The organism is Pseudomonas syringae group sp. 26L6 (genome assembly GCF_032587815.1).
Taxonomy (GTDB): Bacteria; Pseudomonadota; Gammaproteobacteria; order Pseudomonadales; family Pseudomonadaceae; genus Aquipseudomonas; species Aquipseudomonas amygdali.
This window is the reverse complement of sequence record NZ_JAWHPJ010000009.1, coordinates 99,974-126,455: the sequence shown is the minus strand read 5'-3', so window position 1 is coordinate 126,455 and position 26,482 is coordinate 99,974. Positions and strand designations below refer to the sequence as shown.

Sequence of the window (26,482 nt, the reverse complement as noted above, 5' to 3'; positions counted from 1 at the left end):
CAACAAAAAAACGGTCGCGATGCTTGCACATCGCGACCGTTTTTATTTACCCGTTGCGCACTCAGTTGTACTGAGTGACCAGCTTGGTGTTCAGGTACGCCTCAATGGCCTCGGTGCCGCCTTCGGAACCGTAACCGGAATCCTTGATCCCGCCGAACGGGACTTCCGGCAAGCCGATACCCTGATGGTTGATCGACAGCATGCCCGCCTCAATGTAAGTACTCAGCGCCTGAGCAGTCTTCATCGAGGTCGTGAACGCGTAGGACGCCAACCCGAACGGCACCCGGTTGGATTCGGCAATAGCCTCTTCAACCGTGTCGAACGGCACCAGCAGCGCAACCGGCCCGAAAGGTTCTTCGTTCATGATGCGCATTTGCGGTGTCAGGCCACTCAATACGGTTGGCTCGAAGAAATAGCCCGGCCCCTCGACAGCCTTGCCTCCGGCAGACAGGGTTGCACCGCCACGCACAGCGTCTTCGATCAGATCGACCAGCGCAGGAATACGTCGCTCGTTGGCTACCGGCCCCATCGTGGTGCCCGCCTCCAGACCGTTGCCGACCTTGATCTCGCGGGTCAGGCCCACAAATCTCTCGGTGAACACATCCAGCACCTTGCGTTGCACCAGAATCCGCGTCGGCGATACGCAGACCTGTCCGGCATTGCGGAACTTCGCGGTGGCCAGCACGCGCGCAGCGAGGTCGATATCAGCGTCATCGAACACCAGCGCCGGCGCATGACCACCCAGCTCCATGGTTGCCCGCTTCATATGTTTTCCGGCGAGTGCAGCCAGTTGCTTGCCGACCGGTGTCGAACCGGTAAACGTGACCTTGCGAATCACCGGATGCGGGATCAGGTAGCCAGAGATTTCAGCCGGATCGCCGTAGACCAGACCAATCACGCCTGCCGGAACACCGGCATCGGCAAACGCCCGAATCAGCTCGGCAGGCGACGCCGGAGTTTCTTCCGGAGCCTTGACGATGATCGAGCACCCGGCTGCCAGTGCAGACGACAACTTGCGCACCACCTGATTGATCGGAAAATTCCACGGTGTGAACGCCGCAACAGGACCGACCGGCTCCTTGACGACCTTCTGCTCAATGGCCACGCCACGCGAAGGCACGATACGGCCATAGCTGCGACGCCCTTCCTCGGCCAGCCAGTCGATGACATCAGCGGCAGAAAGGGTTTCCATCCGCGCCTCGGCCAAGGGCTTGCCCTGCTCCTGGGTCATGATCCGGGCAATGTTGTCGGCACGCTCGCGAATCAGGTTCGCGGCTTTCTGCATCAGCTTGTAGCGATCATAGGCCGAGGTGGCGCGCCAGGTGGCAAAGCCACGCTCGGCCGCCGCCAGGGCTTCGTCAAGGTCGGTGATACCGGCATGTGCAACACTGCCCAGCGACTGGCCGGTTGCAGGGTCTATGACCGGAATGGAACGGCCATCGCGGCTCGCGCGCCATTGGCCATCGATATAAAGCTGTACGTCTGGATACATGAAAATCTCCATAGGTAATTGAAAAAACGGCGTTACTGAGCGATCAGACTCGCTGCTCGGCACCAGCCATTGGCAAAGGGGCCTCGATATCGTGCTCGCCGCCCATGGCTTCGTATTTCTTGCGCAGGGCCCTGAGGTCCTTCTGCGTGAGGCCGTCGAGGTTCAGCAACGAGTTCTGCGCATCCTTGGTCACGCGCAACAGCTCGTCGACTTTCAGGTGCAGGACGTCGTTGTCACGGTTCTGCGTGTTCTGGATCAAGAACACCATAAGGAAGGTAATGATGGTAGTCGACGTATTGATGATCAACTGCCAGGTATCGTTGTAGTGAAACCACGGACCGGTGAATGCCCAGAGACAAATAAGCACGACTGCTGAAGCAAAAGTGGCCGGGCTGCCGGCCCATTTCGAAAGGGATTGAGAAAATCTGGAGAACTTCATTAACAACTGCCTGAACACGGGATGTCTTACATGGACACCGCTAACGCATTGAAATTTCTTGCAACAGTTGGATCCGTTCAGCTTACTGACAGGCTTCAATGCCTATTCAAACCCGGAAAGGTGTGTATCCGCAGTGGCACCGGACCATACATCGCGCCAGAAATATCACGCCTGATGCGGGAGAAACGGCACCCTCCAGGCACCGCTTCAACCGCACTAACGTTCTATGAATTCACAGAATCGGCTTGCCGCCCGTCACTGCATAGCGCGAGCCGGAAATGTAACTGGCTTCGTCCGAGGCCAGCAAAACGTAGATGGGCGAAACTTCCACCGGCTGACCTGGACGGCCCAGCGGGGTCTCGCTGCCGAAGCTTTTGACGTCTTCGTCGGTCATGGTCGCCGGGATCAGCGGGGTCCAGATCGGGCCGGGGGCCACGCTGTTCACGCGGATACCCTTGTCGCCCAGCAACTGCGCCAGGCCACCGGTGAAATTGGCAATCGCGCCTTTGGTGGTCGCATACGCCAGCAGCGTCGGTTTGGGCATGTCCGAATTGACCGAACTGGTGTTGATGATCGAGCCACCCCTCGGCATATGCGGGACCGCGGCCTTGCAGATACGAAACATCGCAGTGATGTTGATATCGAAGGTCTTGACCCACTCTTCGTCGGAGATTTCTTCCAGCGTCTCGTGATTCATCTGGAACGCGGCGTTGTTGACCAGCACATCGATACGGCCAAATTCAGCCACCGTCTTGCTCACGATGTCTTCGCACTGTTGCTTCTGAGCCAGATCACCCGGCAACAGCAGACACTTCATACCGGCCTCTTCGACCCAGCGCTTGGTTTCTTCCGCGTCTTCATGCTCGTTCAGGTACGAGATTGCAACCTGCGCGCCTTCTCGTGCAAAGGCTATGGCGACAGCGCGACCGATGCCGCTATCGGCACCGGTGATCAATGCAATCTTGCCCTGCAGGCGCCCGGAGCCCTTGTAGCTTTTTTCGCCGCAATCCGGATAAGGGTCCATCTTACCCTGCAACCCTGGAACCTCTTGCGGCTGACTGGCAAACGGTGGCTTTGGGTATTCTTCGTTCATCTGAATAAATCTCCCTGGCTCAATAAAAACTGACTGAATAAAAATAGCGCTGCCCCTTGTCGCCGGGCACGGCCAAAGGCGACAAGGGGGTTGATCAGTTGCAGCAATCAGGCACTCGGCTTGAGAACCACTTTGGTCCAGCCTTCATCGCGCGCGTCGAAATGCTGATAGGCCGCAGGACCTTCCTCAAGTTTCAGACGATGGGAAATGATCTGCGAAGGCTTGGCCCGATCATGGTGGATCAGCTCGGCCAGGCGACGGTTGTAGGCTTTGACGTTGGCCTGTCCGGTGCGAATCTGCTGGCCTTTGAACCAGAACGAGCCGAAATCGAAGGCCATTTTGCCTTCCTTCGCCAGATCGTTATGCGCGCCCGGGTCCTGTGGCACGAAAACACCCACGACACCGATACCGCCAGTGGCCTTGGTCGAGGCCACGAGGTTGTTCATGGTGACGTGATTGGCCTCATGACCATGACGGTCGCAACACTGATAACCCACGCACTCGCAACCACGATCAGTGCCTTTGCCATTGGTCAGATTGAGAATCTGATCCACCGCACCCTGCTCCAGCGAATTGATCGGCGTCGCGCCCATTTTCGCTGCAAGTGCCAGGCGATCCGGGTGGTTGTCGACCACGAAGACTTGCGAAGCACCCTTGATCATTGCCGAGTGCGCAGCCATCAGACCAACCGGACCGGCACCGTAAATGGCAACACTTTCGCCAGGCAGCAGGCCGGCTAGCTCGGTGGCATGCCAACCGGTAGGAAAGATGTCCGAGAGCATGACGTAGTCTTCTTCACGCTCGGCAGCATCTTCAGGCAACAGCAGGCAGTTGAAGTCGGCATACGGCACGCGCAACAGCTCGGCCTGGCCACCTTCATGATCGCCCATGTCGGCAAAGCCGTAAGCCGCACCCGCGCTGCCCGGGTTGGCGGTCAGGCAATAACCGGTCAGGCCTTTCTCACAGTTTTCGCAAAAGCCGCAGCCAATATTGAACGGCAGGCACACCCAGTCGCCCACTTTGATGCGGTCGACGCCGGCGCCGACTTCGATCACCTGGCCGAGATTCTCATGGCCGAAAATGCGCCCGGTCTCGAAAGACGTGCGGCCTTCGTACATGTGCAGGTCCGAGCCACAGATGTTGGTGGAGGTCACTCGGACAAGAGCATCTGTTGGCTTCTGGATCTTCGCATCCGGTACGTTTTTGACACTGACGTCACGCGGACCGCCATAGACGATGGCTTTCATGTTCTGAGTCTCCTTAGGTGAAAAATTCGGTAGGGCTTTTTAAGGCTCACCGAATATCTGTCACGACCAGAAGACGCCTGTTCAAAGTGATTGCCTTCATACCTGACGAGTGGTCATTGATGAGCGCGAGCCAGAGCGGTTCGTGCGTATTGATCCGGGAATATGAAATGAGTCCCGGCCCCTGTATTCACTGCAAAGAAAGCATTTGCACACCCAATCTTATGGTATACCATCATACGAAATACAAAAGCACTTACTCCGGGAGTCGTTCATGAGTTTTGAAATTCGCAAGATCGTCACGTACACCGAAGAAACCTTTATCGAGGGCGGCAAGGCCGCCGACAAGCCGGTCACCATGATCGGGTTGGCGGCCGTGATCAAGAACCCTTGGCTGGGCCGTGGTTTCGTCGAAGACCTGAAACCGGAGATTCGCGCCAACTGCTCCGCACTGGGCGAGTTGATGGTCAAGCGCCTCACCGATGCGATTGGCGGCGCGCAGAACATCGAGGCCTATGGCAAGGCTGCAGTGGTCGGGGCGGAAGGCGAAATCGAACACGCTTCGGCGGTGATCCATACCCTGCGCTTTGGCAATCATTACCGTGAAGCCGTCAAGGCCAAGAGCTACCTGAGCTTTACCAATAAGCGCGGTGGCCCAGGCACGTCCATCCAGATTCCGATGATGCACAAGGATGATGAAGGCCTGCGCTCGCACTACATCACGCTGGAGATGCACATCGAAGATTCGCCCCGTGCCGACGAAATCATCGTAGTCCTCGGTGCCGCCAACGGCGGACGCCTGCACCCGCGGATCGGCAATCGTTATATCGACCTGGAAGAACTGGCCGCCGAAAAGGCTCAGTAATCCATAAAAGCTGCGATCAATCTTCCAACCTCTGCGCAGGAGCGATCCATGATTCAGCTCACCGCTGAACACACCCCGGCGGGTACCAGCTATCTGGCTACCGGCCAAGGTCACCCCGTGGTGTTGATTCACGGGGTGGGCCTGAACAAGGAAATGTGGGGCGGCCAGATCGTTGGCCTGGCTACGCATTATCAGGTAATCGCTTATGACATGCTCGGCCATGGTGCCAGCCCGCGTCCGGACCCGGACACTGGCCTTCCGGGCTATGCCGAGCAACTTCGTGAGTTGCTCGAGCATTTGCAACTGCCCCAGGCGACGGTCGTCGGCTTCTCGATGGGCGGGCTGGTGGCTAGGGCATTCGCGCTGGAGTTTCCGCAGCTTCTCGCCGGGTTGGTGATTCTCAACAGCGTGTTCAACCGCAGCCCTGAACAGCGTGCAGGCGTCATTGCGCGCACCAGCCAGGCCGCCGAGCACGGGCCGGACGCCAACGCAGGCGAAGCTTTGTCACGCTGGTTCAGCCGTGAGTATCAGGCGGCCAACCCGGCGCAGATTGCGGCCATTCGGCAGAATCTGGCCAGTAACGATCCGCAAGGCTACCTGACTACCTACAAGCTGTTTGCTACCCAGGATATGTACCGCGCCGAAGATCTGGGCGATATTCGCGCACCGACCCTGATTGCCACTGGCGAACTTGACCCTGGATCAACGCCGGAAATGGCCCGTGAGCTGGCCATGCGCATCAGCGGTGCCGAAGTCGCGATACTGCCCGATCAACGCCATATGATGCCGGTTGAGTCGCCGCGCCTGGTCAACCAGGTGTTACTCGACTTCTTTGAAAAAACCGGTCTCGACAAATTGGCGACTGCCCACAACTCGATCAAGGGGATAGTTGCATGAGCCTTACCCGCTTTCAGATGTGCATCGACGGCCAATGGGTCGATGCGTTGTCCGGCAAGACTTTCGACAGCCTCAACCCGGCGCTGGCTGAACCGTGGGCGCAACTGCCCGACGCCGACGAAGCCGATGTCGAACGTGCTGTGCAGGCTGCTCAGAAAGCCTTCGAGGGCCCAGCGTGGCGAGGCCTTACTGCCACGGCACGCGGCAAGCTGCTGCGCAAACTGGGCGACCTGATCGCCGAAAACAAAGAGAATCTGGCGCAGCTGGAAAGCCGCGACAATGGCAAGCTGATTCGCGAAACCCGTGGTCAGGTCAGTTACCTGCCGGAGTTCTTTCATTACACCGCCGGGCTGGCTGACAAGCTCGAGGGCGGCACCCTGCCCCTCGACAAGCCGGACCTGTTCGCCTACACCGTGCATGAACCGATGGGCGTGGTCGCCGGAATCATTCCGTGGAACAGCCCGTTGTACCTGACCGCCATCAAGCTGGCCCCGGCGCTGGCGGCTGGCAATACCATCGTCCTAAAGCCATCGGAACACGCCTCGGCCACCGTGCTTGAGCTGGCGCGGCTGGCGCTTGAAGCGGGTATCCCGCCCGGCGTGGTCAACGTCATCACCGGTTACGGCCCGACAACAGGCGCTGCACTGACCCGCCACCCGCTGGTGCGCAAGATTGCCTTTACCGGTGGCGCGGCCACGGCTCGCCACGTGGTGCGCAGCAGCGCCGAGAATTTCGCCAAACTGTCATTGGAACTCGGCGGAAAATCACCGAATATCATTTTCGCCGACGCCGATCTGGACAGTGCCATCAATGGTGCGGTCGCAGGCATCTATGCAGCGTCCGGGCAAAGCTGTGTGTCCGGCTCGCGACTGCTGGTGCAGGACGAAATCTACGATGAGTTCATTGAACGCCTGGCCGAGCGCGCCAGTCGTATCCGGATCGGCAATCCGCAGGATGAAACTACCGAAATGGGGCCGATGGCCACAGCCCAGCAACTGGCCGTGGTAGAAGGCCTGGTGGCGGACGCGCTGGCCGAAGGTGCACGCCTGCGTCTGGGCGGCAAGCGCCCGAGGCTGGACAGCAAAGGCTGGTTCTATGAACCTACGCTGTTAGAATGCGACCGCAACTCGATGAAAATCATGCAGGAAGAAGTGTTCGGCCCGGTGGCATCGGTGATTCGTTTCAAGGACGAAGCGGAGGCGCTGGCCATTGCCAACGACTCACAGTTCGGCCTGGCTGCCGGAATCTGGACCCGTGACCTGGGCCGTGCGCATCGCCTGGCGCGGGATATTCGCTCGGGTATCATCTGGGTCAACACCTATCGTGCCGTGTCGGCCATGGCGCCTATCGGCGGTTTCAAAAACAGCGGCTACGGCCGCGAGAGCGGGATAGACTCCGTACTGGCCTACACCGAACTGAAAACGGTGTGGATCAACCTTTCGCAGGCGCCCATGCCTGATCCATTTGTCATGCGTTAACGAGGCCGCTGCGATGATCGAACCGAGTATCTACAAAGAAGTCATGGCGTCATTTCCTTCAGGCGTCACGATTGTTACCACGCTGGACCCCGAGGGCAATCTGGTCGGTATCACCGCCAGTGCGTTCAGTGCGCTGTCCATCGACCCGGCGCTGGTGCTGTTCTGCCCCAACTACGCATCGGACACTTACCCGGTGCTGCGCGACAGCAAAAAATTCGCCATTCACTTGCTGTCTGCCGACCAGCAGGTCGAAGCCTATGCGTTCGCCAGCAAGGGCAAGGACAAGACCAAAGGCATCGAGTGGCACTTGAGCGAGCTGGGCAACCCGCTGCTGGGCAAGGCAACCGCTATCATTGAATGCGAGCTGTGGCGCGAATACGACGGTGGCGATCATGCAATCATTGTCGGCGCAGTGAAAAACCTGATCCTGCCCGCTGTACCAGTCACACCAATGGTTTATCACCGCGGCAAGATGGGCGCACTGCCAGCCATCGTCTGAGGCTGCGCCGGGCGGTTTTGGTGGTTGCAGGCATCGGCGTGATAAACTCGGCCGCGACCCGGGTTCATCCGTCCGGGCCATGCAGCAGCCCGCGTGGTTCGTGGGCTGCCGACATGAGCGAGACTTTGTTTCCAGCCACGGTTTCCAGTCACGTTTTTACTTTGACAGCCCCATTCCGAGCACACCCGATGAAACGCCTGCCACTCGATGACACCTTCAAGGTCAACCGCAACCCCGTCACCCTGCGGGAGATTGTGCTGGACAAGCTGCGCAGCGCGATCATGAATTTTCAGCTGCTGCCGGGCGATCGTCTGGTCGAGCGTGATCTGTGTGACCGTCTGGGCGTCAGCCGCACCTCAGTGCGCGAGGCGCTGCGCCATTTGGAATCCGAAGGCCTGGTCGAGTTCGCCGATGCCAAGGGCCCGCGCGTTGCCATTATCACCCTGGCAGACGCGTGCGATATCTACGAGCTGCGGTGCGTACTGGAGGGCCTGATTGTTCAGCTGTTCACCCTGCGCGCCAAGCCCAAGGACATTCGCGCCCTGGAAAAAGCTCTGGAGGAAAATCGCCAGGCGCTCAAGGAAGGCGAGCTGCAGCAAGTGATCGATTCGGTTCAGGGTTTCTATGACGTGCTGCTGGAAGGCTCCGGTAATCACGTCGCCGCAACACAGCTGCGTCAGTTGCAGGCGCGCATCAGCTATCTACGCGCCACATCGGTCTCCCAGGAAAACCGCCGCGGTGCGAGCAACAAGGAAATGGAACTGATGGTCGAGGCCATCAAGAGCGGCGACCCGATGGCCGCGCATCAGGCCTCGGTCGATCACGTGCGCAACGCCGCACGCGTGGCACTGGAATATTTGAAATCCAAGCAGGACGAAGACACCAAAGTCCGCGAAATCATCGCGCCCGTGGCACTCAAAGAACCCCGCATAGGGCGCTGACATGGTCACACCGCGCTTCTGCCCTCAATGCGGATGCGCTGACCTGGCTCAGCGCGTCCCCGAGGGCGATACCCACGCGCGGTTGATATGCGGCGGCTGCCAGTACATTCATTACGTCAACCCGAAGATCATTGCCGGCTGCATCATCGAGCAGGAAGGCAAATATCTGCTGTGCCAACGCGCCATACCGCCGCGCCCCGGCACTTGGACACTGCCTGCCGGGTTCATGGAAAGCGGCGAAACCACCGAGCAGGCGGCGCTGCGTGAGGTCTGGGAAGAAACCGGAGTGCGTGCCGAAATCGTCTCGCCCTATTCCATCTTCAGCGTGCCGCGGATCAGCGAAGTCTACATCGTGTTCCGTGCCATCGCCCTGGAAGTCACCGGCCAGTTCGGCCCGGAAACCCTGGACTACCAATTCTTCGCCCCTGAAGACATCCCGTGGGACAGCATCTATTACCCCGCCATCCGCCAGATACTGGAACGCTATATCGAAGAGCGTCAGGCGGGGGTGTATGGCATCTACATCGGCAACGACGACACCGGCAAGGTCCATTTTATTCGTTAAGTGCAGCTCCAGGCGAAGCAGTCCGGGCCGCACCTGGATTTTGTCTGCTGCTCAAGGCTGCCCCTCGACTATCACGATTTCGGCCTTGGCTGCGCCCTGTCGATGGCTCATGGCGTTCTGGTATTGCGGCGAGTGATAGCAGGCAACTGCCTGCTCGTACGACTCGAATTCAATAATCACCGTGCGTTGTGGCGTCGCACGCCCTTCCAGCGCTTCGGAACGCCCGCCCCTCGCCAGAAATTTGCCACCAAACAGCACGAACGCTGCGGGGGCACGCTGGGTGTATTCAGTGTACTGCTGAGGGTCGGTTACATCGACGTGTGCAATCCAATAAGCCTTCATCTTGATCTCACTGTTTCAATGATGGGGAATCTGTGAAATATTCTGTCTTATGGTATACCACGATTCGTTTACCCATAAAACCGGGATACTGAACATGGCATTCGACCGCATCGAAGACATTATTGAAGACTACCGCCTGGGCAAGATGGTTTTGCTGGTTGATGACGAAGACCGGGAAAACGAAGGCGATCTGCTGCTTGCCGCTGATTGCTGTTCAGCACAGGCAATCAGCTTCATGGCTCGCGAAGCACGCGGGCTGATCTGCCTGACGCTGACCGATGAACACTGTCAGCGTCTGGGCCTGGAGCAAATGGTACCGAGCAACGGCAGTGTCTTCGCCACCGCGTTCACGGTGTCCATTGAAGCGACAACGGGCGTGACCACCGGCATCAGCGCGGCAGATCGTGCGCGTACCGTTCAGGCCGCCGTCAACCCGCACGCAGTACCGGAAGACCTGGTGCAGCCGGGTCATATCTTCCCGTTACGCGCGCGTGACGGCGGTGTTCTGACCCGCGCCGGGCACACTGAAGCGGGCTGCGATCTGGCACGTATGGCTGGTTTTTCCCCCGCCTCGGTGATTGTCGAGGTCATGAATGACGACGGCACAATGGCGCGTCGCCCTGATCTGGAACTGTTCGCCGAGAAACACGGAATCCGTATCGGTGCCATCGCCGACCTGATCCATTACCGGCTTAGCACCGAGCACACCATCGTCAGAATTGGGGAGCGCGACCTGCCCACGGTACACGGCACCTTCCGCCTGTTCAGCTACGAAGACCGCATCGAAGGTGGCGTACACATGGCCATGGTGATGGGTGATATCCGCCGCGACGACCCTACTCTGGTGCGCGTGCATGTGGTCGACCCGTTGCGCGACCTGGTCGGTGCCGAATACACCGGCCCGTCGAACTGGACGCTCTGGGCCGCGCTGCAACGGGTGGCGCAAGAAGGTCGCGGCGTGGTCGTGGTGCTGGCCAATCACGAGTCCTCACAGGCGTTGCTGGAGCGAATTCCGCAACTTACCCAGCCGCCGCGCCAATACACTCGCTCGCAATCGCGTATCTATTCCGAGGTCGGTACTGGCGCTCAGATCTTGCAGGATCTGGGTGTCGGCAAACTGCGCCACCTCGGCCCGCCACTGAAATACGCAGGTTTGACCGGCTACGATCTGGAAGTGATTGAAAATATTCCGTTTCCCGGCTGACCGGCAAAAGTACCACGGGCACGCCCCACGGCCTCCGCTCGGCAACCGCATGGGTTTACCGCAAAAACACTCGATGAAGGCATTTTGACAGGGCAAAACGCTTGCAGAAAGTTTGGAATACCATAATATGACATTCCATAAAAACACGATTTAGTCAGGCGCGCCCGCCAAGGGACAGCACTAATAACAGCTCCTGACCTGTACCAGGTTTCAAGGCCCATTGGACCTACTGCTCCCGATTACGCGGGCAAGAAAAGCCCGCTCAAAACACAACAAATGAGGGCGTGAAAATGGTGTTGAACAAACGTGCAGCAGCAGTTCTGGCGGCCGGCGTGCTGGCTCTCTCGAGTGTCGCCGCGAGCGCCGCCGAGAGCGTCAACTTCGTGAGCTGGGGCGGTTCCACCCAGGACTTCCAGAAAGAAGCCTGGGCAGCTCCGTTCAGCAAGGCCAGCGGGATCACGGTCGTACAGGACGGTCCCACTGACTACGGCAAACTCAAGGCCATGGTCGAAAGCGGTAACGTGCAGTGGGATGTTGTCGATGTCGAAGCCGACTTTGCCCTGCGTGCCGCCAGCGAAGGCCTGCTGGAGCCTCTGGACTTCAACACCATCAAACGCGACGAGATCGACAAGCGCTTTGTCACCGACCACGGTGCCGGTTCGTTCTTCTTCTCCTTCGTGCTTGGCTACAACGAAAGCAAAGTGGGTGCCAAACCACCCGTCGACTGGGCCGCCATGTTCGACACCAAAACCTACCCCGGCAAACGCTCGCTGTATAAATGGCCAAGCCCCGGCGTGCTTGAACTGGCCCTGCTGGCCGACGGCGTAGCCCCCGACAAGCTCTACCCGCTGGACCTCGACCGCGCCTTCAAGAAACTCGACACCATCAAGAAGGACATCGTCTGGTGGGGCGGCGGCGCACAGTCTCAACAACTGCTGGCCTCTGGCGAAGTGGCGATGGGCCAGATGTGGAACGGCCGGGTCTATGCGCTGCAACAGGACGGCGCACCGGTGGGTGTGAGCTGGAAACAAAACCTGGTCATGGCTGATTTTCTGGTCGTGCCAAAAGGCGCAAAAAACAAGGATGCCGCGATGAAATTCATCGCCAATGCAACCAGCGCCAAAGGCCAGGCAGACTTCTCCAACCTCAGTGCCTATGCCCCGGTAAACACTCAGAGCGTTGCGCGCCTGGACTCAACACTGGCACCTAACCTGCCGACCGCCCATGTTGCCGATCAAATCACTCTCGACTTCGCATACTGGGCCAAGAATGGCGCAGACATTGCGACACGGTGGAACGAATGGCTGGTCAAGTAAAAATGACAGCGGTCGCTCCTCGTCAACCCATCCCGGCCGGTGGTGCTCCGCGCACCGCCGGTGCGGCACACGACAAGGCGACGAGCATGCAGCGATCCCCTTCCCTCGCTCAGCGCTGGCGTGGCAGCCGCAATCTGCTTCCGGCGCTGATCTTTCTCGGACTGTTTTTCTTCGCCCCGTTGATCGGCCTGCTGCTGCGCGGTGTGCTTGAGCCGGTGCCGGGCCTTGGCAACTACGAACAACTGTTCGCCAACTCGGCTTACTCGCGGGTGCTGCTCAATACCTTTTCCGTCGCTGGTCTGGTGACCTTGTTCAGCCTGCTGCTGGGCTTCCCGCTGGCCTGGGTCATCACCCTGGTACCGCGTGGCTGGGGACGCTGGATTCTGAACATTGTGCTGTTGTCGATGTGGACCAGCCTGCTGGCGCGCACCTACTCGTGGCTGGTGCTGTTGCAGGCGTCCGGGGTGGTCAACAAGGCGCTGATGGCGATGGGCATCATCGATCAGCCACTGGAGATGGTGCACAACCTGACCGGTGTGGTGATCGGCATGAGCTACATCATGATTCCGTTCATTGTCCTGCCGTTGCAGGCGACCATGCAAGCCATCGATCCGATGGTGTTGCAGGCCGGCTCGATCTGCGGTGCCAGCCCATGGACCAACTTCTTTAGGGTATTCCTGCCGCTGTGCCGTCCGGGACTGTTTTCCGGGGGGCTGATGGTGTTTGTCATGTCGCTCGGTTACTACGTTACCCCGGCGCTGCTGGGTGGCGCGCAGAACATGATGCTGCCCGAATTCATCGTCCAGCAGGTGCAGTCGTTCCTCAACTGGGGGCTGGCCAGTGCCGCCGCTGCGTTGCTGGTGCTGATTACGCTGGTGCTGTTCTACTTCTACCTGAAGCTCCAGCCGGAATCGCCGGTCGGTGCCAGTAACGCGAGGTAAACCGCCATGCTCCTGACACCCAATGCCATGAGCCCAGGCCTGCGTACGGGTCTGTACCTGACCACTGGCCTGATCGCGCTGTTTCTGTTGCTGCCGATCCTGTTCATCGTACTGCTGTCATTCGGTTCATCACAGTGGCTGGTATTTCCGCCACCCGGATGGACACTGAAGTGGTATCAGCAGTTTTTCTCCAACCCGGACTGGATAGCCGCCGCCATGTCCAGCCTCAAGGTCGCGATTCTGACCACCATTGCCTCGGTGGCGCTGGGCCTGCCCACCGCTTTCGCGCTGGTGCGCGGCCGTTTCCCCGGGCGCGATTTCCTGTACGGCGTCTTCACCTTGCCGATGATTGTGCCGCTGGTGATTATCGCTGTTGCCGTGTACGCCCTGTTTCTCAAACTCGGTTACACCGGCACATTGTTTTCCTTCGTCGTCAGCCATGTGATCGTCGCCTTGCCGTTCACCATCATCTCGATCATCAACTCGCTGAAACTGTTCGATCAGTCCATTGAAGATGCCGCGGTAATCTGTGGCGCGTCACGCCTGCAGGCGATCTACAAAGTTACCTTTCCCGGCATCCGTCCGGGCATGATGGCTGGCGCACTGTTCGCGTTTCTGGTCTCGTGGGACGAAGTGGTGCTGAGCGTGATGATGGCCAGCCCGACCCTGCAAACCCTTCCCGTAAAAATGTGGACCACCCTGCGTCAGGACCTGACGCCGGTCATCGCTGTTGCCTCAACGCTGCTGATCGCCCTGTCGGTGCTGATCATGTTCATCGCCGCGACCCTGCGTCGCCGCAACGAAGCCAGGAGTACTTCATGAGTGCCGTGATCAAAGACCCCGCCCATCAGGATCAGAAAACGCTGGTCAGCCTGTGCAACCTGAACAAGCACTACGGTGATTTCGCCGCCGTCGACAACATTTCCCTGGATATTCAGGACGGCGAATTCCTGACCTTTCTCGGTTCCAGTGGCTCGGGTAAAAGCACCACGCTGTCAATGCTCGCCGGTTTCGAGACGCCCAGTTCGGGCGAGATTCTGGTCAGTGGCAAATCGCTGGTCAATGTGCCGCCGCACAAGCGCGACATCGGCATGGTGTTTCAGCGCTACTCGCTATTCCCGCACCTGTCGGTACGCGACAACATTGCTTTCCCGCTGGCGATCCGCAAGTTGCCTGCGGCCGAACGCGAAAAGAAAGTCGATGCGATGCTCAAGCTCGTCCAGCTGGAAGAGTTTGCTCACCGCCGCCCTTCGCAACTGTCCGGTGGCCAGCAGCAACGAGTCGCCATTGCCAGGGCGCTGGTCTACGAGCCACGCATCCTGCTGATGGACGAGCCGCTGGGCGCACTGGACAAGAAGCTGCGTGAAGACCTGCAGGACGAACTGCGTCAGTTGCATCGTCGGCTGGGCATCACCATCGTCTATGTGACCCACGATCAGGAAGAAGCCATGCGCCTGTCCCAGCGCATCGCGATTTTCAGCCACGGCAAAATCGTCGGTCTGGGCTCGGGTTATGACCTGTATCAGGACCCGCCAAATGCCTTCGTTGCGTCGTTTCTCGGCAACTCGAACTTCCTCAGGCTCAAAGCACAGGGCAACGCCGTAGCTACGTTTGAAGGCCTTGCGCTGGCGATTCGCCTGACCCCGGGCCTGAAGACCGATCAGGACGTTCTGCTGATGGTTCGCCCGGAGAAAGCCCAGGCGCTGAGCGTTGAACAGGCTGCTGGCACACCACTGGAAGCAGGCTGGAACGAAGTGAGTGCCAAGGTCAATGAGGTGCTTTTTCTCGGCGAGAGCCAGACCTGCTCGGTGGTCACCACAGGCGGTACTGCCATGACTGTCAAAGCGCTTTCAGCGACCGGCATGCGGCTCAGGGCTGGCGAACCGGTGCGGGTACGCTGGGCCGCTGCCGACGCGTGTATCTACACTGAATGGACGGACAGCGACCTGAACAAGGCAGCGGGAGCGCACTGACGCCGGTGAGCACGCGTCAGTGGTTCGCCGGTGAGGGATGCAGCGCGAGGTAGTCACGCAGAAACTCCACCGTGACGCGGACCTTGGCCGAACTCATCAGCGGCGAGGTATGCACCGCCCAGATGTCTGCATCCTGACGGTATTCCGGCAGCATCTGGACCAGCCGACCCTCGGCCAGGTCAGTGCGCACATCCCAGAGCGAACGCAGCAACACACCGCGCCCGTCCAGGCACCACTGGCGGGCGATTTCGCCGTGGTTGGTGGACAGGCTGCCGGTTACCTTGACGGTTTCAGCGCCTTGCGGCCCATTGAGATGCCATATGCCGAACGGACGGTCGCGCTCCGTGATCACCAGGCAATCGTGGTTGGCCAGCTCACCGATACTCAATGGCACCCCATGATCTTTCAGGTAAGCGGGGCTCGCGCACAACACGCGCCAGTTGCTGGCCAGGTGTCTTGCACGCAGGTGCGGGGCAATTTCGTTGCCGACGCGGATGTCCAGGTCGACACCCTCCTCGATCAGATCGACCAGCCGGTCCTGGATATCCAGACGTATATCCAGCTTCGGATAAAGCGCCGCCAGCTCCGACAAGGCAGGCGCTACGAAACGGCGACCGAAGCCCTGGCTGCTGACCACTCGCAGCAAGCCACTGGGCTCGCCGTGCAGCGCGGCAACTTCGTCGCCCATCTGCTGCACCGATTCCAGAATGCCTTTAGCCCACTCATAGACTCGCTCGCCGTCTTCGGTAATCGACACTTGCCGCGTTGAGCGGTGCAACAACACCACGCTCATATTCTGCTCCAGCAGTTTGACCCGCTTGCTGACATAAGCAGCGGACATGCCCAGCTCATTGGCAGCACCCACGAAGCTCGAGCGTCGAGCAACGTGGATGAACACGTTCAGGTCATCAAGGTTTGGATAATTCACGATTCGTATTTTCTTAATCCATTAATCGACTGATTATCTTTATATCGTGTGCTTATAGCATGGATGGCCTGTGTGACTCATCCCTGACAAGCCGTCCGACAAGAGTGCCCGACATGAACAACAAGAAACTGCGTATTGCTGCCATCGCCGGTGACGGCATCGGCCTTGAAGTACTGCCCGAAGGCGTACGCGTGGTTCAGGCTGCCGCCGCGAAGTACGGTCTGGAGCTGGAGTTCGAATACTTCGAATGGGCCAGCTGCGATTACTACCTGAAGCACGGCAAGATGATGCCGGACGACTGGTTTGAACAGCTCAAAGGCTTCGACTCGATCTTTTTCGGTGCCGTGGGCTGGCCGGAAAAAGTGCCAGACCACATCTCTCTCTGGGGCTCATTGCTCAAGTTTCGCCGCGAGTTCGATCAGTACGCCAACATCCGTCCGGTGCGCCTGTTTCCCGGCGTGCCCTGCCCGCTGGCCAATCGCGAACCGGGCGACATTGATTTCATCGTGGTGCGGGAAAACACCGAAGGTGAATACTCGTCGCTGGGCGGGATCATGTTTGAAAACACCGAAAACGAGTTCGTGTTGCAGGAATCTGTGTTCACCCGTCGCGGTGTGGACCGTATTCTCAGGTTCGCTTTCGAGATGGCCAGCAAACGCGAGCGCAAGCACGTGACTTCCGCGACCAAATCCAACGGCATGGCGATCAGCATGCCCTATTGGGACAAGCGCACCGAGGCGATGGCCAGTCAGTACCCGGACATCAGCTGGGACAAGCAACACATCGATATTCTGTGCGCGCGCTTCGTGCTGCAAGCCGAGCGCTTCGACGTGGTGGTGGCATCCAACCTGTTCGGCGACATCCTCAGCGACCTCGGCCCGGCGTGTGCCGGCACCATTGGCATTGCGCCGTCGGCCAACCTCAACCCGGAGCGTAACTTCCCGTCGCTGTTCGAACCGGTGCACGGCTCGGCGCCCGACATCTTCGGCAAGAACATCGCCAACCCGATTGCGATGATCTGGTCCGGCGCGCTGATGCTGGAATTCCTCGGCCAGGGCGATGAACGCTTCACGGCGGCTCATGACGAGATCATCACTGCTATCGAGCAAGTGATTGCCAGTGGCGACGTCACACCGGACCTGGGCGGCATGCGTTCGACCCAGGAAGTGGGTGCAGCGATTGCCGGACGGGTATCTGCCGCGCAGTAGTGCTGACGTTACCTCATCCGGCTTGCGGCGGTCTGGCCTGTTCTTCCAGCAACTCCACGAAGCGGGTCAGGCTGCGCGATACGGTGCCTCGACGCCAGATCAGCCAGGTGTGCAGGTAACGAAACTTTTCGGACAAGGGCCAGACACTGACTATGGCACAACCGGGCATGCTTTCCAGCATGCTGCGTGGCATCAGCGCCAACCCGGCACCGGCGCTGACGCAGGCCAGCATGCCGTGGTAAGACTCCATTTCGTGGATCTTGCCCGGTACTGCGGCGTCCTCGGTAAACCAGCGTTCGAAGTGGTGCCGGTACGAGCAGTTGGCACGAAACGCGTAGATGCTTTCACCGCTCACATCCCGCCCGCGCTTGACCGGCGCGTGGTTGAGTGGCGCGATGATGACCATTTCCTCTTCGAATACCGGCACACCCTCGAGTGATGGATGCAGCACCGGCCCGTCGACAAACGCGGCAACCAGGCGCCCGGCAAGCACACCGTCGATCATGGTGCCGGACGGCCCGGTGGACAGGTCCAGTTCGACCTTGGCGTTTTGCTGGTTGTAGACCGCCAGCAACGCCGGAATCCTCACGGCCGCCGTGCTTTCCAGCGAGCCAAGTGAAAAAGGCCCTTGTGGTTCTTCGCCAGAAACCGCCAGCCGCGCTTCCTGCACCAGATCCAGGATGCGTCGCGTGTAGTCGAGAAAATTCCAGCCTGCGGGAGACAGGCGCAAGCGGTGCTTCTCGCGAATGAACAGGTCGACGCCCAGATCCTGCTCCAGCTGCTTGATGCGCGTGGTCAGGTTCGAGGGCACCCGGTGGATGTGCTGCGCGGCGGCACTGATGCTGCCGTGTTCAGCCACCGCCTTGAACATCTCCAGCTGAACCAGATCCATTTCATTCTCCAATCATGAACGATGCGATCATTATTATTCAGTTTTAGAAAGCATTGCACGCCTATATTCTGGTCCCACTTCCCACCTCAACAGGATGGCGCAATGACTACTGTCACCAGCAACACCCACGCAATCTCGATCAACCCCGCCTCAGGCGAACAGATCGGCCACTACGCCTTCGAATCCGACGCCATGCTGGATCGCAGCCTGTCGCGTGCGACGGCCGGCTTTGCAGGCTGGAAGCGCACGCCTGTCCAGCAACGTGCGCAACTGATCATCGCCATGGGCCAGGCCCTGCGCGACGACGCCGAAAACATTGCCCAGATGATCAGCCGGGAAATGGGCAAGCCTGTGACGCAGGCCAGAGGCGAAGTCGAGAAATGCGCGCAGTTATGCGATTGGTATGCAGCGCAAGGCCCGGCAATGCTGATGGCCGAGGCGACTCAGGTCGAGCATGACAAGGCACGCATCGAGTACCGTCCGCTGGGCCCTGTTCTTGCGGTGATGCCGTGGAATTTCCCGATCTGGCAAGTATTGCGCGGCGCAATTCCGACATTGCTGGCAGGCAATACCTACGTGCTCAAGCATGCACCCAACGTTATGGGTTGCGCTTACCTGATGCTGGAAGCTTTCAAGCGTGCCGGTTTTCCGGAGGGCGTGTTTGAAGTCATCAACGTGACCGCCGAGGGCGTCTCGAAGGCCATTGCCGACCCACGCATTGCGGCCGTCACGCTGACCGGCAGTGTTCGCGCTGGCCAGGCCATTGGTGCTCAGGCCGGTGCGGCGCTCAAGAAGTGCGTGCTGGAGCTGGGCGGTTCCGACCCGTTCATCGTGCTCAATGACGCAGACCTGGATCAGGCTGTGAAAGCGGCTGTCATCGGTCGTTTCCAGAACACTGGGCAGGTCTGTGCCGCGGCCAAGCGTTTGATCATCGAACAAGGTGTGGTCGAGGAGTTCACGCGCAGGTTCGTTGAGCAGACTCGCCAGTTGGTGATCGGCGATCCGTTGTCCGGCGAGACCTACATTGGTCCGATGGCACGCTTCGATCTGCGCGATGAACTGGATGCTCAGGTTCAGGACACCCTTGCCGAAGGCGCGAAACTGTTGCTGGGCGGCAAGAAGGCTGATGGCCAAGGCAACTACTACGAGCCGACCGTACTGGGCGACGTGACCGACCAGATGACTTCCTTCAGGCAGGAGCTGTTCGGCCCGGTAGCATCAATCATTACCGCCCGCGACGCGCAGCACGCTCTGGAGCTGGCCAATGACAGCGAATTCGGCCTGACCGCGACGGTCTACACACGTGATCTGCAACTGGCAGAGCGCATGACCGAAGAACTGGAAACCGGTGGTGTGTTCATCAACGGCTACAGCGCTTCAGACCCGCGCGTGACGTTTGGCGGCGTGAAAAAAAGCGGCTTTGGCCGTGAACTCTCGCACTTCGGTGTACGCGAGTTCTGCAATGCACAGACCGTATGGCGCGATCGGCACTGAGGGTTGGGAAACACCAGTACACATGTCCCAGTGGGAGCGAGCTTGCTCGCGAAGGCGGACTCACATCAGCATAAATCTTTGGCGGTCATGCGGGTCTCTTCGCGAGCAAGCTCGCTCCCACAAGAACCTCTGGGTGCGTGAACTTCAACTATCGTGCGACGCTCTGCGTCGGCATGCCGTTCTGGACGCTCTGCGTCCAGTCTTCCAAGCGTCCAGGGCGATTACTCCTCGCCCGTTTCCACCACCGCAGGCTCACCAATCGTATAGAAATGCCCGCCCGCCACGTAATGAAGGCTGCGCCATTTCGGGTCGGCCTTTTCGAATTCCCAGTGCCCGTCGTTGAACACACGGGTGTCAGCCCAGGCGCCGATGACTTCGCCAATGAACAGGTCGTAGGTCTGTTGATTGTGCGGCTCCGGGATGACCTTGCAGATCAGCCAGGCAGAGCAACCGACAACCAGCGGCGTGACATGATCTTCAATCAGAAACAGGTCGACATTGGCTTTATCAAGCTTGTCCGGGGTGAAGACCTTGCTCTGGGTGCCGACGTCGAAGGTCATCTGCAATTGATCCAGATTGGGCACCTGCAACGCAAAATAACCGCTCTTCTCCACCAGCCCGCGGGTTTTGGTCATCTTGTCGATCACCAGGGTCACCTTGGGCGGCGAGAAATCCAGCGCGCAGGCCCATGCTGCAGACATGACGTTGTGAGTGCCTTCATGACTGGAGGACACCAGCACAGTCGGGCCGTGATTGAGCAGACGGTAGGCTTTTTCCAGCTCGACAGGACGAATGTGATTGTCCACTTGAAACCCTCGAAAACATGATTCGTACCGCTACCGGCAGAGCAGCGAAATAAGGCATTCTGCGTACACCAGCCGTACTGCATGGTGTGGTTGCACGCGAACCCTCTCACGACTCATAAGGCATCGGATTGAGCAGCATAGACAGCCAGAACCCCAAAGTGTTCGCCCTGGTACTGGCGGCAGGCCGAAGCAGGCGTTTTGGTGGCGATAAACGACAGGCAGCATTGCCCTGTGGACGTACCTTGCTGACCGCAAGTCTTGAAAACGCTAGAAACGAATTCTGCAATGTGGGGCTGGTACTGCGTACGGACGATGACGCTGAAGCACTGGGTATTCCCGCACACGTAACAATCATCCGCAGCGAACATGCCGACCTGGGAATGGGCCACAGTCTCGCCAGCGGCATTGCCGCCTTAATGGAATCCGCTGCCGAGGCCGTCGCCATTCTGCTTGCAGATATGCCCTGGATAAAGCCGCAGACCCTGCGTGACCTGGCCGCAATGGCCAATCCTCAACGCATTGCCGTGCCAATGCATGGCGGCCAGCGCGGCCATCCGGTGATCATTGGTCGGCAGTTCTGGCCGACACTGCTGACGCTGGAAGGCGATCAGGGCGCTAAAGCCCTGATCATGAACAACCCGGAGGTGTGTGACGTACTGAATTGCGATGACCCAGGCATTCTGCGCGACGCCGACACTCCGTCAGCGCTGGCGCAAGCCTGTGCGCAATACCTTAAACCTCGGCACGACTGACACCGTTGGCCACGCGCAGGATGTCAGCCATCACCGCAATGGCGATTTCGGAAGGCGTCTTGCTGCCCAGGTTCAGGCCGATGGGGGCATGGATTCTCTCCAGCACCCTGGCATCCAGCCCGCCGATCCGGCCCAGACGCTCCAGACGTTTGCTGCTGGTGCGCATCGAACCCATCGCGCCTATGTAGAACGCCTCAGTGCGTACGGCTTCGAGCATGCTCAGATCGTCCAGTTTCGGATCATGGGTCAACGCCAGTACCGCCGTCGAACTGTGACAGCCACCTTCGGCAATGAACACCGCAGGCAATACACCGCGCACCTCGACACCCGGCATCGAAAACCCTGAGGTGACCTCGACACGCGGGTCACAGACGATGACTTCATAGCCCATCGCGACGGCAAAGCTGGCGCAGAACTCCGCCACCGGCGATAGCCCGGCAAGCAGCACGCGATACACCGCCCCCATACGAATGCTGATGCGTTCGCCGTCCACCTGCACCCGCGCCTCGCCCATCGTTGCAGGTCCGATTTCTCTCTGCCCACCGCCCAACTGCACGTGCCTGCTGACCAGCTCGCGTCCGGCAAGCGCCTGCTCGATAGCCCCCAGATGTGCATCCGCTTGCGGACTCGGTGCAATGAACTCGATCAATACATCCAGCACACCACCGCACGGCAGGGCCCGCGTTGGTGCGAAGCCGCCGTCGCCGTAGCGAACGACCTGATTGACGGGCTGAAACTGCCCTGCAGCGACCCGTTCGAGAAAGTCCTCCTCCACACAGCCGCCAGACAGGGAACCGCGATGCTCACCGCTGCTCAGCGCCACCAGCATTGCCCCGGGCCCGCGTGGGGCCGAGCCGAACGTAGAGAGAACCGTGCATAGCCAGACGGCTTTGCCGCCAGCCAGCCAGTCACGAGCCTGTTGCACCACCTGCAAATCGAGCTGTTTCATTGCTACAACCCCGCCATCAGTTTTTCCTTGCTGATCGGCAGGCTGCGCACCCGTTTGCCGGTCGCGTGATACACCGCATTGGCCACGGCAGCTGCAAGCCCGGTCACACCGATTTCGCCGATGCCCCGCGCACCGAACTCACCCAGGTTGTAGTCCGGATAATCGAGCAGCAAGACGTCGATATCCGGCTGATCCGCATGCACCGGCACGACGTACTCGGCATAGTTGTTATTGACCGGCATGCCACTGCGCGGGTCATATTCACCGGCTTCGAACAACGCCATGCCGATACCCATCACGATTGCGCCTTCCACCTGATTGCGTGCTGCCAGCGGGTTGACCACTTTGCCCACGTCAATGGCACTGACCACCCGCGAGACGCGCAGGCTGGAAATGCCCGGATCCCAGCGCACTTCGACGAAATGCACACCGAACGAGCGGAAGGAATACTTGCCCGCCTCCGGCATGCCGCTTTGAAAATTACCCTCAGCGCGCGACAGGCGCTGCCCCTTCAGCACGTCGACAAAGCTGGCGCGCTGTTCGCCGATCACCAGTTGCCCGTTTTCGACCTTGATCGACTCGGCGTCCTGCCCGGCGAACACCGCATCCTTGCTGACAGCGTACTGGCGCAGCTTCTGCAACGCTTCACGCGTGGCCCCGGCAATCGCCGGCATTACGCTGGCGGTCACCCATGAACCACCGGAAACGGGGCCGGCCGGAAATGACGAACTGCCCAGCTCCACTTCAACACGCTCAACGGGAATGCCGGTCAACTGGCTGACAGTCTGCGCCACGATGGTGTATGTGCCGGTGCCAATGTCCTGCAAGCCACACTGGGCCAGCGCCGTACCGTCAGAACGCAGAATGACCCGCGCATCGGTGGGCACCTGATAGGCTTCCCAGTTGCAGGCGCCCATGCCGTAACCAATGATTTCATCGCCTTCGCGCATCGAGCCGATATCGGCCTTGCGCGCGTGCCAGCCGAATCGCTCGGCGGCTTTGTCGATAGCTTCCGGCAGGTGATTGCTGGACCACGGCAAGCCGACGCTCTGATCCTTGTCGGCCAGGTTCAGCTTGCGAAATGCCAGCGGGTCCATGCCACTGGCCAACGCCATCTCATCAATGGCCGACTCCAACGCAAACAGTCCTGGTGCCGCACCCGGCGCGCGCATGGAAGTCGGCGTACCCCGGTTGATAGAGCTGATCTTGTGGCTGACCAGCACGTTGTCGCAGGCATACAGGCTTTTGGTCACGCCACCGCAGTTTTCGGTGTAATCATCCAGCATCGACGTGTTGTTGAACGACTCGTGACGGATCGACACCAGCTTGCCGCTGGCATCGGTGGCCAGACGCAAGCGCTGGCGGGTCTCCGGACGATGGCCCACGGTGGTAAACATCTGCGCGCGTGGCAACACCAGTTGCACCGGGCGACCGGTAACCCTGGCCGCGGCGCAGGCTGCCACGGAGTGCGGCCATGGCCACAGCTTGCCGCCAAAGCCCGAGCCTATGAACGGTGCGCGCACTTCAACGCGGTCGGGCGAAAGGTCGAAAACGTTGGCCAGCAGGTTGCGGTGGTTGACCACGCCCTGAGTGCTTTCGTAAACAAACAGCTTACCGTCCTGCCACCACGCCGTGCTGGCGTGCATCTCCATCGGGTTATGCACTTCAACCGGCGTGGTGTAAGTCTGATCGACTTTGACTTTTGCACTGTCAAACGCGCTGTCCGGCTTACCCCGGTTGTGCCCGGCACCGCCATCACGGGCACCATTGACCCGCATGCCTTCGTCAAGGTCCTTGACCGCCGGGCGCTCGTCATACTCGACCGTCACGCGGTGGGCAGCCGCCCTCGCCTGCTCGAAACTCTCGGCAACCACCAGAGCGACAAACTGGCCGGGGTAATAGATACGGTCATCTTCAAACGGCAGGCGATGCTCGTCCGCCTTGCTGGCCGAAAGCATCTTGGCGAAGCTCAGCTTGGTGTTCGGAGTACGGTGCAAAGCAGGAAAATTGCCATGATGGAAGATATCGACAACGCCAGGCATCGCCTTGGCCTGCTGATCCTTTACGGCAACCACGCGCCCGTTGGCGATGGTGCTGTAGACGCCATAGGCATACAGCATCTTGCCCATCGGATGGTCTGCGGCATAGCGCGCCTGACCACTGACTTTCTTGCCGCCGTCGACACGACGCTGCGGCACACCAATGATGTTTTCGCTCATGAGAGATTCCTAGGCCGTGAGGTCACGAAGATTGCGGACAATGACCTGCTGACCCAGCGGGATCTTGAAGGCGTTATGTTCATAGGCCCGGGAGCCCTTCATAGCCAGCGCTGCGACCCGCGCAAAGGTGTCCATGTCAGCACGCTGACCGATCAGTGCACGTTCAGCCTCCACGGCCCGCCACGGCTTGGTACCCACGCCACCCAGCGCGATACGCGCATCGGTGATTCGCTTGCCGTCCATCACCAGAATCACTGCACTGGACGCCAGGGCAAACTGGTAAGAGGTACGGTCGCGCAGCTTGAGATAAGAAGAACGACCACCTGCCAGCGGTGCATCCAGCGTCACGTGGGTGATCAGCTCGTGGGCCGCCAGCGCAGTTTCACGCTGCGGCGTATCACCGGGCAGCAGATGAAAGTCGGCAAAAGGAATATCTCGCGAGCCATTGGCCCCCTGAACGGTTACCTGCCCGCCGATGGCCGCCATGCCGACGCACATGTCCGAAGGATGCGTTGCAATGCAGTGATCGCTGGTGCCCAGCACCGCATGCACACTGCGGTTCATGCCGCCGATAGCTGCACAACCGGAGCCCGGCTGGCGCTTGTTGCAGGCTGAAATACCATCGCGGAAATACGGGCAGCGCACCCGCTGCATGACATTGCCAGCGGTGGTGGCCTTATTGCGCAACTGGGTCGAAGCACCTGCCAGAATCGCTTCAGACAACACCGGATAGCGCTGCTGCACCAGTGGATGCCTGGCCAGATCAGTGTTGCTCACCAGCGCGCCGATGCGCAGACGCCCATCGGGCAGCGACTCGACCTGTTTCAACGCCAGATGATTGATGTCCACCAGTTGCTGCGGTTGCATCACATCCAGCTTGACCAGATCAAGCAACGTGGTGCCACCTGCCAGATAGAAGCGCTGCCCCTCACCCGACGCAGTGCTGAATGCCTGCGCGGGCGATGCAGCCCGAGCGTAATCGAACGTTCGCATCAGGCAGCTCCTCCCATCTTCGAACGCGCAGACTGCACGGCCGAGAGAATGTTCTTGTAGGCGCCGCAGCGGCAGATATTGCCGCTCATGGCTTCTCTGACGCTGGCGTCATCGGAAGGGATGTTCGGGTCCTGGAGAATCGCGACCGCGCTCATTATCTGTCCAGACGTGCAATAACCGCATTGATAGGCATCGTGTTCCCAGAAGGCTTCCTGTACCGGGTGCAGCTTGCCGTTCTCGGCCAGGCCTTCGATGGTGGTGATGCTGTCGCCCTGATGCTGGACGGCAATGGACAAGCAGGAATTGATCGCCACGCCATTGACCAGCAGCGTGCAAGCACCGCACTGGCCATGGTCGCAGCCTTTTTTGGTGCCCGTCAGTTGCAGGCGGTCACGCAGCACATCGAGCAGAACGGCGTTGGCCGGCACGTTCAGGGTATGAACCTGGCCATTGACCTTCAACTGGATGCGCTGCTCGCCCGCTGCAGGCGCGTCACTGTCTTCGATTACAGGAGCCACCGGGGCTGCCTGCAGCATGCCGTCGGAGGGTATCCAGGTAGACAGCGTGGCCGCAGCAATGCCGGAAGCACCGAACTTCAAAAAGTTTCGGCGCGAAGGCTGCACGGCACTGCTGTCCACAGCAGAATCCTTGTGCTTTTTGGGTTCACTCATCAGGGTCACTCGGTAATAGCCGACGCTGCTGTAAAGCGTCGGGCGTTATTGTGTGGTCAGCCGCCTGGGCGTACTCCTGCTCAACGGCGTGCTGCCTTGATCTTTCATCGGGCTTTCATGGGTGATCAGAGCCAAAACGCTATCACCGGTTAAGTGTTTAACTGGCCAGCGCTGGTAAAGTTCCAACTGTTTGACGGGCGTCTGTATCCGGAGATTGCAGCCACCACACACCACAGTCGTGTATTGACACTAGCAGGTGGTCGGGATGCTGATTAGCCAGG

General features: G+C 59.6%; 26 protein-coding genes. 14 read left to right on the top strand and 12 right to left on the bottom strand.

The window, feature by feature from the left end:
- Window positions 1-61: 61 nt before the first annotated feature.
- The 4 genes from RYA97_RS03170 to RYA97_RS03155 all read right to left on the bottom strand — a co-directional run bounded on the left by RYA97_RS03170 (window position 62) and on the right by RYA97_RS03155 (window position 4,271).
- Entirely contained in the window at window positions 62-1,492 is a 1,431-nt protein-coding gene (locus tag RYA97_RS03170) for an NAD-dependent succinate-semialdehyde dehydrogenase (RefSeq protein WP_005743548.1), read from the bottom strand.
- 43 nt (window positions 1,493-1,535) lie between these two features.
- Window positions 1,536-1,931: a low affinity iron permease family protein gene (locus RYA97_RS03165; protein WP_005733403.1), complete on the bottom strand. Its 396-nt coding sequence runs from the start codon at window positions 1,929-1,931 to the stop codon at window positions 1,536-1,538.
- Window positions 1,932-2,163: 232 nt separating this feature from the next.
- Window positions 2,164-3,024, bottom strand: coding sequence for a glucose 1-dehydrogenase (locus RYA97_RS03160; protein ID WP_005743546.1), 861 nt, complete (start codon window positions 3,022-3,024; stop codon window positions 2,164-2,166).
- 107 nt (window positions 3,025-3,131) lie between these two features.
- Window positions 3,132-4,271 (bottom strand): glutathione-independent formaldehyde dehydrogenase, encoded by a 1,140-nt coding sequence (locus tag RYA97_RS03155; protein ID WP_002553610.1) that lies wholly within the window; start codon window positions 4,269-4,271, stop codon window positions 3,132-3,134.
- A gap of 271 nt (window positions 4,272-4,542) precedes the next feature.
- Here RYA97_RS03155 and RYA97_RS03150 point away from each other — a divergent pair, with 271 nt between their 5' ends.
- From RYA97_RS03150 to RYA97_RS03125, 6 genes are all read left to right on the top strand, one after another.
- Window positions 4,543-5,133: an amino acid synthesis family protein gene (locus tag RYA97_RS03150; RefSeq protein ID WP_005757904.1), complete on the top strand. Its 591-nt coding sequence runs from the start codon at window positions 4,543-4,545 to the stop codon at window positions 5,131-5,133.
- 48 nt (window positions 5,134-5,181) lie between these two features.
- On the top strand, window positions 5,182-6,030 hold the full coding sequence (locus RYA97_RS03145; protein WP_117139924.1) for an alpha/beta fold hydrolase: 849 nt from the start codon (window positions 5,182-5,184) through the stop codon (window positions 6,028-6,030).
- Window positions 6,027-7,508 carry an aldehyde dehydrogenase gene (locus RYA97_RS03140; RefSeq protein ID WP_005743543.1) on the top strand — a complete coding sequence of 494 codons (1,482 nt, stop codon included), beginning with the start codon at window positions 6,027-6,029 and terminating at the stop codon, window positions 7,506-7,508. Before RYA97_RS03145 ends, RYA97_RS03140 begins: the two co-directional genes overlap by 4 nt.
- Window positions 7,509-7,521: 13 nt before the next feature.
- Window positions 7,522-8,007, top strand: coding sequence for a flavin reductase family protein (locus tag RYA97_RS03135; RefSeq protein WP_002553606.1), 486 nt, complete (start codon window positions 7,522-7,524; stop codon window positions 8,005-8,007).
- Window positions 8,008-8,195: 188 nt separating this feature from the next.
- On the top strand, window positions 8,196-8,948 hold the full coding sequence (locus RYA97_RS03130) for a GntR family transcriptional regulator (protein WP_002553605.1): 753 nt from the start codon (window positions 8,196-8,198) through the stop codon (window positions 8,946-8,948).
- Window position 8,949: 1 nt separating this feature from the next.
- Entirely contained in the window at window positions 8,950-9,513 is a 564-nt protein-coding gene (locus RYA97_RS03125) for an NUDIX hydrolase (protein ID WP_005733394.1), read from the top strand.
- Between the two features lie 51 nt (window positions 9,514-9,564).
- On the opposite strand, the gene RYA97_RS03120 is transcribed toward RYA97_RS03125, so the two are convergent.
- The gene (locus RYA97_RS03120; RefSeq protein WP_004665021.1) at window positions 9,565-9,855 is read right to left on the bottom strand and encodes a DUF1330 domain-containing protein; all 291 of its coding nucleotides are present in this window, start codon (window positions 9,853-9,855) and stop codon (window positions 9,565-9,567) included.
- Window positions 9,856-9,949: 94 nt separating this feature from the next.
- On the opposite strand from RYA97_RS03120, the gene ribBA reads away from it, so the two are divergent.
- From ribBA to RYA97_RS03095, 5 genes are all read left to right on the top strand, one after another.
- A complete protein-coding gene (gene ribBA, locus RYA97_RS03115) occupies window positions 9,950-11,059 on the top strand; it encodes a bifunctional 3,4-dihydroxy-2-butanone-4-phosphate synthase/GTP cyclohydrolase II (RefSeq protein ID WP_005743541.1) in 1,110 nt (369 codons plus the stop codon).
- Window positions 11,060-11,349: 290 nt separating this feature from the next.
- A complete protein-coding gene (locus RYA97_RS03110; protein WP_005777631.1) occupies window positions 11,350-12,375 on the top strand; it encodes an ABC transporter substrate-binding protein in 1,026 nt (341 codons plus the stop codon).
- Window positions 12,360-13,316: an ABC transporter permease gene (locus tag RYA97_RS03105; protein ID WP_005743539.1), complete on the top strand. Its 957-nt coding sequence runs from the start codon at window positions 12,360-12,362 to the stop codon at window positions 13,314-13,316. Before RYA97_RS03110 ends, RYA97_RS03105 begins: the two co-directional genes overlap by 16 nt.
- 6 nt (window positions 13,317-13,322) lie before the next feature.
- Window positions 13,323-14,138 carry an ABC transporter permease gene (locus RYA97_RS03100; protein ID WP_016982079.1) on the top strand — a complete coding sequence of 272 codons (816 nt, stop codon included), beginning with the start codon at window positions 13,323-13,325 and terminating at the stop codon, window positions 14,136-14,138.
- The gene (locus RYA97_RS03095; RefSeq protein ID WP_117139925.1) at window positions 14,135-15,289 is read left to right on the top strand and encodes an ABC transporter ATP-binding protein; all 1,155 of its coding nucleotides are present in this window, start codon (window positions 14,135-14,137) and stop codon (window positions 15,287-15,289) included. Before RYA97_RS03100 ends, RYA97_RS03095 begins: the two co-directional genes overlap by 4 nt.
- Window positions 15,290-15,305: 16 nt before the next feature.
- Here the strand turns inward: RYA97_RS03095 and RYA97_RS03090 are convergent, their stop codons facing one another.
- On the bottom strand, window positions 15,306-16,217 hold the full coding sequence (locus RYA97_RS03090; protein WP_316891858.1) for a LysR substrate-binding domain-containing protein: 912 nt from the start codon (window positions 16,215-16,217) through the stop codon (window positions 15,306-15,308).
- Between the two features lie 113 nt (window positions 16,218-16,330).
- Here RYA97_RS03090 and RYA97_RS03085 point away from each other — a divergent pair, with 113 nt between their 5' ends.
- Entirely contained in the window at window positions 16,331-17,425 is a 1,095-nt protein-coding gene (locus RYA97_RS03085; RefSeq protein ID WP_117139927.1) for a tartrate dehydrogenase, read from the top strand.
- A gap of 13 nt (window positions 17,426-17,438) precedes the next feature.
- Here the strand turns inward: RYA97_RS03085 and ptrR are convergent, their stop codons facing one another.
- The gene (gene ptrR, locus RYA97_RS03080) at window positions 17,439-18,317 is read right to left on the bottom strand and encodes a putrescine utilization regulator PtrR (RefSeq protein WP_117139928.1); all 879 of its coding nucleotides are present in this window, start codon (window positions 18,315-18,317) and stop codon (window positions 17,439-17,441) included.
- A 102-nt stretch (window positions 18,318-18,419) separates the two neighbouring features.
- On the opposite strand from ptrR, the gene RYA97_RS03075 reads away from it, so the two are divergent.
- Entirely contained in the window at window positions 18,420-19,811 is a 1,392-nt protein-coding gene (locus RYA97_RS03075) for an aldehyde dehydrogenase family protein (protein ID WP_117139929.1), read from the top strand.
- A gap of 221 nt (window positions 19,812-20,032) precedes the next feature.
- On the opposite strand, the gene RYA97_RS03070 is transcribed toward RYA97_RS03075, so the two are convergent.
- On the bottom strand, window positions 20,033-20,617 hold the full coding sequence (locus RYA97_RS03070) for a flavin reductase family protein (protein WP_005777639.1): 585 nt from the start codon (window positions 20,615-20,617) through the stop codon (window positions 20,033-20,035).
- Between the two features lie 128 nt (window positions 20,618-20,745).
- Here RYA97_RS03070 and RYA97_RS03065 point away from each other — a divergent pair, with 128 nt between their 5' ends.
- Window positions 20,746-21,369: an NTP transferase domain-containing protein gene (locus RYA97_RS03065; RefSeq protein WP_117139930.1), complete on the top strand. Its 624-nt coding sequence runs from the start codon at window positions 20,746-20,748 to the stop codon at window positions 21,367-21,369.
- Here the strand turns inward: RYA97_RS03065 and RYA97_RS03060 are convergent.
- The 4 genes from RYA97_RS03060 to RYA97_RS03045 are packed head-to-tail and all read right to left on the bottom strand — an operon-like array spanning window position 21,350 to window position 26,201.
- Window positions 21,350-22,318, bottom strand: a complete 969-nt coding sequence (locus tag RYA97_RS03060) for an XdhC family protein (protein ID WP_004658156.1) — start codon at window positions 22,316-22,318, stop codon at window positions 21,350-21,352. The two genes, RYA97_RS03065 and RYA97_RS03060, sit on opposite strands and share 20 nt — an antisense overlap.
- A gap of 2 nt (window positions 22,319-22,320) precedes the next feature.
- Window positions 22,321-24,537: a xanthine dehydrogenase family protein molybdopterin-binding subunit gene (locus RYA97_RS03055; protein ID WP_016982082.1), complete on the bottom strand. Its 2,217-nt coding sequence runs from the start codon at window positions 24,535-24,537 to the stop codon at window positions 22,321-22,323.
- A 9-nt stretch (window positions 24,538-24,546) separates the two neighbouring features.
- On the bottom strand, window positions 24,547-25,530 hold the full coding sequence (locus tag RYA97_RS03050; protein WP_005777643.1) for an FAD binding domain-containing protein: 984 nt from the start codon (window positions 25,528-25,530) through the stop codon (window positions 24,547-24,549).
- Window positions 25,530-26,201 (bottom strand): (2Fe-2S)-binding protein, encoded by a 672-nt coding sequence (locus RYA97_RS03045; protein ID WP_005777646.1) that lies wholly within the window; start codon window positions 26,199-26,201, stop codon window positions 25,530-25,532. Before RYA97_RS03045 ends, RYA97_RS03050 begins: the two co-directional genes overlap by 1 nt.
- Window positions 26,202-26,482 lie beyond the last annotated feature (281 nt).

Coding starts and splice junctions, on each gene's coding strand:
- RYA97_RS03170 (WP_005743548.1), bottom strand. CDS start 1,492: ATGTATCCAGACGTACAGCTTTATATCGATGGCCAATGGCGCGCGAGC.
- RYA97_RS03165 (WP_005733403.1), bottom strand. CDS start 1,931: ATGAAGTTCTCCAGATTTTCTCAATCCCTTTCGAAATGGGCCGGCAGC.
- RYA97_RS03160 (WP_005743546.1), bottom strand. CDS start 3,024: ATGAACGAAGAATACCCAAAGCCACCGTTTGCCAGTCAGCCGCAAGAG.
- RYA97_RS03155 (WP_002553610.1), bottom strand. CDS start 4,271: ATGAAAGCCATCGTCTATGGCGGTCCGCGTGACGTCAGTGTCAAAAAC.
- RYA97_RS03150 (WP_005757904.1), top strand. CDS start 4,543: ATGAGTTTTGAAATTCGCAAGATCGTCACGTACACCGAAGAAACCTTT.
- RYA97_RS03145 (WP_117139924.1), top strand. CDS start 5,182: ATGATTCAGCTCACCGCTGAACACACCCCGGCGGGTACCAGCTATCTG.
- RYA97_RS03140 (WP_005743543.1), top strand. CDS start 6,027: ATGAGCCTTACCCGCTTTCAGATGTGCATCGACGGCCAATGGGTCGAT.
- RYA97_RS03135 (WP_002553606.1), top strand. CDS start 7,522: ATGATCGAACCGAGTATCTACAAAGAAGTCATGGCGTCATTTCCTTCA.
- RYA97_RS03130 (WP_002553605.1), top strand. CDS start 8,196: ATGAAACGCCTGCCACTCGATGACACCTTCAAGGTCAACCGCAACCCC.
- RYA97_RS03125 (WP_005733394.1), top strand. CDS start 8,950: ATGGTCACACCGCGCTTCTGCCCTCAATGCGGATGCGCTGACCTGGCT.
- RYA97_RS03120 (WP_004665021.1), bottom strand. CDS start 9,855: ATGAAGGCTTATTGGATTGCACACGTCGATGTAACCGACCCTCAGCAG.
- ribBA (WP_005743541.1), top strand. CDS start 9,950: ATGGCATTCGACCGCATCGAAGACATTATTGAAGACTACCGCCTGGGC.
- RYA97_RS03110 (WP_005777631.1), top strand. CDS start 11,350: ATGGTGTTGAACAAACGTGCAGCAGCAGTTCTGGCGGCCGGCGTGCTG.
- RYA97_RS03105 (WP_005743539.1), top strand. CDS start 12,360: ATGGCTGGTCAAGTAAAAATGACAGCGGTCGCTCCTCGTCAACCCATC.
- RYA97_RS03100 (WP_016982079.1), top strand. CDS start 13,323: ATGCTCCTGACACCCAATGCCATGAGCCCAGGCCTGCGTACGGGTCTG.
- RYA97_RS03095 (WP_117139925.1), top strand. CDS start 14,135: ATGAGTGCCGTGATCAAAGACCCCGCCCATCAGGATCAGAAAACGCTG.
- RYA97_RS03085 (WP_117139927.1), top strand. CDS start 16,331: ATGAACAACAAGAAACTGCGTATTGCTGCCATCGCCGGTGACGGCATC.
- ptrR (WP_117139928.1), bottom strand. CDS start 18,317: ATGGATCTGGTTCAGCTGGAGATGTTCAAGGCGGTGGCTGAACACGGC.
- RYA97_RS03075 (WP_117139929.1), top strand. CDS start 18,420: ATGACTACTGTCACCAGCAACACCCACGCAATCTCGATCAACCCCGCC.
- RYA97_RS03060 (WP_004658156.1), bottom strand. CDS start 22,318: ATGAAACAGCTCGATTTGCAGGTGGTGCAACAGGCTCGTGACTGGCTG.
- RYA97_RS03055 (WP_016982082.1), bottom strand. CDS start 24,537: ATGAGCGAAAACATCATTGGTGTGCCGCAGCGTCGTGTCGACGGCGGC.
- RYA97_RS03050 (WP_005777643.1), bottom strand. CDS start 25,530: ATGCGAACGTTCGATTACGCTCGGGCTGCATCGCCCGCGCAGGCATTC.
- RYA97_RS03045 (WP_005777646.1), bottom strand. CDS start 26,201: ATGAGTGAACCCAAAAAGCACAAGGATTCTGCTGTGGACAGCAGTGCC.